The following is a 6,952-nucleotide window of genomic DNA, read 5'->3' on the forward strand; positions in this document are numbered from 1 at the left end:
TCAATAATTTTTTATTCAATAATTTTTTATTCAATAATTTTTTATTCAATAATTTCAACTTCTTTCCAAACCTTTTTATTAACACCTTTTCTGGACAAACTACAAATCCGGAACCCTCAGCCGAAAGTTATATATATAAAATCCTCCTTTAGAAGATACGCTTCAGGGCGCAAGAATCACGCCCCACAGCGAAAAATCATCGAAGCCCGGTAGTGTAGTGGTCAATCATGCGGGACTCTGGATCCTGCAACCTCGGTTCGAATCCGTGCCGGGCTACTCAACTTTTTTATAATTCTTTTTGACCTTCAACTCTATCTTAATTTTTGTTTTTATAAAGTTTGTTTTTATAAAGTTTGTCTGCTTTTTATTTTCATTGTATTAGAGATTCATAAGGTTTTTTGCTCCAGGAAATAGACTTGCTGAAAACTCCAGACTCAATTTTTCCTTAAATAGAGGATTTGGTGTCAGAAAGATGAATTCCAACATCGAGGGGCGCAGAAATCTATGCAGATTTTCAAAAAAGGATAGAGAAAATCATCTCTCAGAATCATGAAAATTAATCAGTTTTAATAAATATATTTATTCTGATTGTCTGTGGAATATTGCATATAATTTCAAATAATCAGCCATATACAGAGCCTTTTGATTTAAAATAAAACTTCTTTATCCTTATATCTATACATAATAAAGGTAAGAGATCTAATATACTATCTAAATAATGTTAGTTAAATAAGATAAGTATTTATAATAAGTATTTGTAGTATATACTGAAGTAAAAACATAAAACAAATTACAGATTACAATCAAAAAACAACTTAATAGTGGGGAAAAACATGAGAATAAGAGTGGTTAGTTCCAGAGAAGAAATCTTCACACTTAATCCGAATGAGCGCCTTGTTCACCTGGCATTCAGACCTTCAAACAAGGACATCTTTGGACTGGTTGAAACATGTCCGAAGATCGAAGTGATCCAGTTACCCAAATCATATATGCGAACGGTTTCAAAATCCATAGAGATGTTCCTTCAGATGCAGAGGGTCCAGCTTCTTGAAGGAGATGTCTGGGGACACAGGAAAGACATTAACGAATATTACGCAATTCCCTCCTCAGTAATTGAAAAAATTAAAGATATGAAAACTGAAGGTAAGCCGGTTGAAGAAATTGAGAAAAAGATCTCTAGGGAAAGCAAGCTGAACCCTGAAATGGTTAGTTATATCCTGAACAAAGAAATACCTGCCTGATCCGCACGGGAAAGACATACCCTTGAGGTTCTGCTGGAAATTAGAACGTATAGCTATCGATTCCGCACAACACCTTTATCTAATCTCCAGCAAAATCTCCTCTAAAAGATAAAAAAGTTTAAACAGATGATTAAGGTTAACTTTCTGAGTATTCTGTTTTTTAATTAAGAATTAATTCCATATTAACCTAGCCAGTACTGTCATGTTTTACTATCCTTGATATTAAGAATTTGATATTTTCTGTACATTGTTCAAATGTAATGGCTGTAAACAGGGAAATTCCGTATCTTGACAAGCCTCTTATGTGCATTTTTTTAATTATTTATGGCTCTCTCTACCATTTCCATTTGCCCGATACTGTCTTCTCCCCATTTCTGTTTTGTTTCTTCACTCCACTGAAGCCTTCCATCTCCTATCATAGACTTTGGAATTGTGAATACCTTTGATCTGGTATTCCTGGGGGTGTTGCATCTTAACCATTTGTACTGGTTAATATCAGTATCATATACCAGACAATAATCAAGCTTAAACGCACTGGGGATATCTGAGGACTTATAGTAAACCTGTTTTAGACCTTCTTTTGGTTCCTTGCCCTGTTTCCGGTTTCTGCTGGCCATTTTTACTTCTTCTTTTCTTATATCTTCTAAAAATTTTAGACTTCTTTCAACTTCACTTTTAAATATAATTAGATGCCATTTCAAAGACAGTGGATAGTGTTTTCTTAAAAGTTCATTTAATTCAGCTATTAAAGCAGAGTCATTTGTGGTGTTTTCAATTTCTTCCATTAATTCTTTCATCCTGTTTAGATTTGCCCTCTGTCTTGCTTCACTTGTTACCATAGCTATCGCCAACATCTTAATTATAGTTTAACTGTATATGCAACACGATGTTCTTAAATTTTTTTGTCTGTTTTGCAGAGAATAAACATGGTTTACAAAAAACGCAAATGATATTCTTCGAATAACATGCCCAAAGAATGAAAGTACTTTAGAGCACTTTCATGCTAAATAAATACTGAATGAGAAAAGAGAATATTAATAAAGCATAGAGTTGAATTAAAATCCTTACAAAGAGTAGATATTGAGAAACAAATAATCTAACCTGAACACAGGATATAACACAGAACATTTCAGTACTTGCGCACCATGTCCTCCTGACATTTTAATTCGGACCACCCTCTTACGCCCAGGAGTCTGTTTATTCTATCCAGGTAATTTATATTACCTCGTCTGCACGAAAGCCAAAATCCTGAAGTCCGCATCCAAGAACAGTACCTGTCAGAAAAAATTGGTCATAAAGAGAAATGGATTTTTTGTAAAAACTAAAATGGGATGAAGGATGAGGGTTAAGCAATCATAAATTTATACTTAATCATAGATTTATGTTTATACCACATCCTTAAATCCCTTCCTTTGCGAATGATACTGACTGCGGTTATGACTTCAGGCTCAACATCGGGCGCTGATTTTCACTTCCTGCCTCGGTACTGTAGAAGGCAATGTAATTATTGTTTTCCGTGCGGGCTTTTATGAAGAAACCGGTGTTTTCATATTTTCCGCTTATGTATTCATTTACCAGGTCTGTTACGTTCAGTTCATAATAGTTGTTATCGGGAAGGGTGCTGCCTTTAATGGTGAGTATGGCATAAGGCGTGCTGCCCTGCAGGACTCCGTTTTTATCGTACCAGTCTCCTCCGGCGTTCTTCCAGGAAACGTCTTTCTCCCTCTTATTCCAGCTCACGTAGCTTGAATTCCAGGAAGAAGCAGGCCTGTAAACCTCAATTACGGTATCATTTGGCCTTGTTTTTCCTGCAGGGTAATACCAGTTAAGAGAAAGAGTGGCATTATCAATTCCTGTGGAGCTTGTGTATTCGCTCAGGTCAAACCACATTACGTCCCTGTATCTTCCGGCACTCATTCCACCAACATCAATAAACTGTTGATCCTGATATATCACTTCAGGGGAAGCTTCACGCAGGCGGTTATCTTTTGCACCGGCAATTGTAATATTAAGGACAGGATCTATGGATGAATTCTCATTTACAGTAAGTCTGGGCTTTTGTGTCTCGTTTTCGACGTCGGAACTGTAAAAGGCTATGTAGTTATTACTTTCAGTCTTTGCCTTGATAAAAAATCCTGTATTTTCATATTTTCCGTTTATGTATTCATTTACCAGGTCGGTTACGTTCAGTTCATAATAGTTGTTATCGGGAAGGGTGCTGCCTTTAATGGTGAGTATGGCATAAGGCGTGCTGCCCTGCAGGACTCCGTTTTTATCGTACCAGTCTCCTCCGGCGTTCTTCCAGGAAACGTCTTTCTCCCTCTTATTCCAGCTCACGTAGCTTGAATTCCAGGAAGAAGCAGGCCTGTAAACCTCAATTACGGTATCATTTGGCCTTGTTTTTCCTGCAGGGTAATACCAGTTAAGAGAAAGAGTGGCATTATCAATTCCTGTGGAGCTTGCGTATTCGCTCAGGTCAAACCACATCACATCCCTGTATCTGCCAGCACTCATCCCACCAACATCAATAAAAGAAGTATTCTGGAGGACAGTTTCAGGGGAAGCTTCACGCAGGCGGTTATCATAGAGCTCTCCTGCTGCGGGGGAAGAACTTTCCTGTTTGACAACGCTTAGAGTTGCTGTAGTCGAGGAATTTAGTTTTCCATCGCTTACCCCAAAGGTTACAATGTAAGTTCCTTCCTGTCCGGTAGTTGGAGCCCAGCTGAAAAGACCTGAACTGCTGTCTAAAGTTGCGCCTGCAGGAAGATTTGAAGCGGAGTAAGTAAGGGTGTCTCCGTCTTCATCCGATGCACTCACCGTAAAAGTCAAAATTTTTCCAATCTCAACAGTGGCTTTCTGGATGGATTTTATCACAGGAGCCTGATTGCTTGCTACTGGTGTTCCGGATTTTGAAGCATATTTTGTGTTTCCGAAAACCCCTATGTTGATCCTGTTTCCGTTGGGTTTTGGTTCGTTAGAATAGTCCGATAGGTTGTATCCTGCATCGATACAGGGAGAACTTGTGTTATCTGCTACCCAGCTTTTTCCATTCCATCTCCCTGTTTTTGATTTAAGATGATAGTCATGGTTGTTTCTATCAGCATACTGCGGATCTGCCTTTATATCAGAAGATGAAGCCTGTACATTCTTGTAATTCCCATCCGGATTTCCGTATAAGCAGTTGTTCTGGAGGACAAATGAGTGGGTATCTGATAATTCATTGGACACTCCATATCCGCTTCCACCAGAAGAAGATCTTGAATTTGTAATTATGTTGTTTCTCAGTGTAAGTACATAACCTGAACCGGACGGTGCTGAAGAATACACATTTTTCTGTACAATTCCGGCCCCGTAGACTCCATCTATCACATTGTTCTCGATGAGCGCATTGAACCCATCGGACATGATTCCCCCTATAATAATGCTGCTGGACTTTGTTCCGGTATCGTAAATCTGATTATGGTGAATATGAAGGTTTGCCGATGAGCCATTATAAGTGCCTGCCCCAAAAATCCACATCCCAACACGGGCAGTTTTGTATATCACGTTGTTATATATTTCGATATCATTCATTGAGGGAGAATTATACTTCTGGATTTCAATTCCCGCACCTCCGGAACCATCTGACGTGATTATATTATCATGCAGTCTGGCCTTGTTTGAATTATACAGCCTGAGCCCGCTGTTTGTCCTGCAGGTTATTGTGTTATTGTATGCTTCCACGCCAGAACAGCTGCTGGCATAAAGTCCGTCATGCCCAAGCCGATATATAGTACTGTTATAGAGTTTTATGCTGGAACAACTGTCTGTTTTCAAGCCGTCGCCGTGGTTATTGGTCAGATTCATGTTGTATACGCTTATGTTCTGACAGCTCTTCAGGTGGATAAGATTGTAGTACCCTTTACCACTTTCGACATTGGTATTTCCTTCCCGGTTTCCATCAATTGTAAAACCCCGGATGGTAATATCATGACTGCCTGAACTTCTTTCTTTTATCATTGGTTTTGTTGCATTCCAGTTTGCGCTACTGACAAGCTTTATCTTTGCGCTGGAATCCCCTTCAAGAACAGTATTGCTTCCAATCAGAAGAGTATCAGCAATAACGTATGTGAATGGACCTTTGAGATGGACAGTTGTATATGCAGAATTCTCAGCCACGAATTTAAGTGCCTGATTTATCTGTATATGGTCGTCTTTTCCGTCACAGTTGTAATCTCCACTGCCGTCTCCTGCCACATATACGATGGGTGCCGAACTTGCGCATAGAGCACCAGGAATGCCTGACAGAACCAGGCAGATTGCCATAAAAAATATTACTAATTTCCGATCTAACAGAGTGATCACCTGAAATATCTGTTAAACAAATTTCAGAATAATTCAACCAAAAAAAATATACAGTTTATTCGAAACTTGTTAATCTCCAAATCTAAGCCATATTTAGGTTCATAAGAATTTATCTCTGGAAACTGAATCCTCTTCTAACACTACAAAACCAGATCTTGCAGATAGGATTCACTACCGGCATATTTGGTATTCTGAAGAAATCCTTAAAATGGATCCAGACCAGAAGCTATTGTTTTGGTTTTTGGTTTGGACAAATAACACAGGACAGTTTTTTACAGAATTTAATCTCTTGTTTGAACCGGATATTTCAGCTGCAAACAATATAAATAAATTGTACTGATCCCCCTAAGTTAATTGCCTAAGTTATATTGTACTTTATGCATTATATTATAAAAATATTTGTGAAACTCTCAAATTAATTTTTGATTTCTTTATAAAAAAGGTAGCATAGACACAGGTGTGCAAAAATCGGAATCATGAAAACTCAAGAAGTCAAATGCAATGGAAAAAAATAATCAGCAAATTAATACGCAGACATAGGAAAAATTTAAAAGAAGAGGGTTTTCTGTAGATTATACTTCAGCGAGTTTGAATTTATTTCCTATAATGTTCAATATTCAAAAAAGAGTTTTTGTTTTTTTAGCCAAAGTCTTATTTCACTTAACCAGCTTTTTCAAGCAGGGCATTCGGAATCTTCGTATGATTTTTTGACCTTAGCTGCTATGTCTTCACCCAGCCTTTCGGATACATTTTCCACAAAGAGAGTAATGTACTCAAAAGGCACGCATCCCAGACTCTCTTCTCCGGAAAAGATAAGCCTGACAAGGTATTTAAGCTCACATATAGACAGCAGTTTGATTCTTCTCAGAAAATCGTCTGCATCTTTTGAGTAATGATTTGCCAGAGGTGGAAGGATAGAACGGTAATTGACTCCTGACCCTGAACAGAGGTATCCTTCACATTCCGGAGCAACCATCTTCAAGATTCCAATATCCATTTCCGAAAGTATTCTTGCCATTATGATCACCCACAGTAAAACGTAAGACCAGCCAAACCTGGTTTATAATTATTTCTCAACAAAGATGATTTTATGTTTCTCTCTTTTTCTCTTTTTAAAGGATCACTCCCCTTTTTCGAGCGGGACAAGAGCATACTGTATAGCAAATAAGGTCGCACAGATTAAAAAGTATTTGTAATCTGCTCCCTTTTAGTCCTCTTGAGCTCAGCTCACTTCTACAATCTGTAAATTAGTCTGCTTGAGCAAGCGAAGCGAGTATTCTAAACCAAAAATTAGTCCTCTTGAGGGAGCAAAGCGACCGAAAAGGACACCGCCCTCCCGAGGCGGAACTCGGGTGGCGGAACTCGGG

4 protein-coding genes and 1 tRNA gene are annotated in these 6,952 nt (G+C 38.4%); 2 read left to right on the forward strand and 3 right to left on the reverse strand.

Annotated elements, in window-relative coordinates:
• Window positions 1-203 precede the first annotated feature (203 nt).
• Window positions 204-276, forward strand: a tRNA-Gln gene (locus PLL47_RS14165).
• A 557-nt stretch (window positions 277-833) separates the two neighbouring features.
• Window positions 834-1,241: a DUF1699 family protein gene (locus PLL47_RS14170; protein WP_324447102.1), complete on the forward strand. Its 408-nt coding sequence runs from the start codon at window positions 834-836 to the stop codon at window positions 1,239-1,241.
• Between the two features lie 314 nt (window positions 1,242-1,555).
• Here the strand turns inward: PLL47_RS14170 and PLL47_RS14175 are convergent, their stop codons facing one another.
• The 3 genes from PLL47_RS14175 to PLL47_RS14185 all read right to left on the reverse strand — a co-directional run bounded on the left by PLL47_RS14175 (window position 1,556) and on the right by PLL47_RS14185 (window position 6,603).
• Entirely contained in the window at window positions 1,556-2,080 is a 525-nt protein-coding gene (locus PLL47_RS14175) for a hypothetical protein (protein WP_324447104.1), read from the reverse strand.
• Window positions 2,081-2,675: 595 nt separating this feature from the next.
• A complete protein-coding gene (locus PLL47_RS14180; RefSeq protein WP_324447106.1) occupies window positions 2,676-5,546 on the reverse strand; it encodes a disaggregatase related repeat-containing protein in 2,871 nt (956 codons plus the stop codon).
• 712 nt (window positions 5,547-6,258) lie between these two features.
• Entirely contained in the window at window positions 6,259-6,603 is a 345-nt protein-coding gene (locus PLL47_RS14185) for a hypothetical protein (RefSeq protein ID WP_324447108.1), read from the reverse strand.
• Between the last annotated feature and the right edge of the window lie 349 nt (window positions 6,604-6,952).

The organism is Methanosarcina sp. (assembly GCF_035390745.1).
In the GTDB taxonomy this organism is placed as follows: domain Archaea; phylum Halobacteriota; class Methanosarcinia; order Methanosarcinales; family Methanosarcinaceae; genus Methanosarcina.

Excerpts from the sequence above, each read along its gene's own strand:
- PLL47_RS14170 (WP_324447102.1), top strand. The coding sequence starts at position 834 with ATGAGAATAAGAGTGGTTAGTTCCAGAGAAGAAATCTTCACACTTAAT.
- PLL47_RS14175 (WP_324447104.1), bottom strand. The coding sequence starts at position 2,080 with ATGGTAACAAGTGAAGCAAGACAGAGGGCAAATCTAAACAGGATGAAA.
- PLL47_RS14180 (WP_324447106.1), bottom strand. The coding sequence starts at position 5,546 with ATGGCAATCTGCCTGGTTCTGTCAGGCATTCCTGGTGCTCTATGCGCA.
- PLL47_RS14185 (WP_324447108.1), bottom strand. The coding sequence starts at position 6,603 with ATGGCAAGAATACTTTCGGAAATGGATATTGGAATCTTGAAGATGGTT.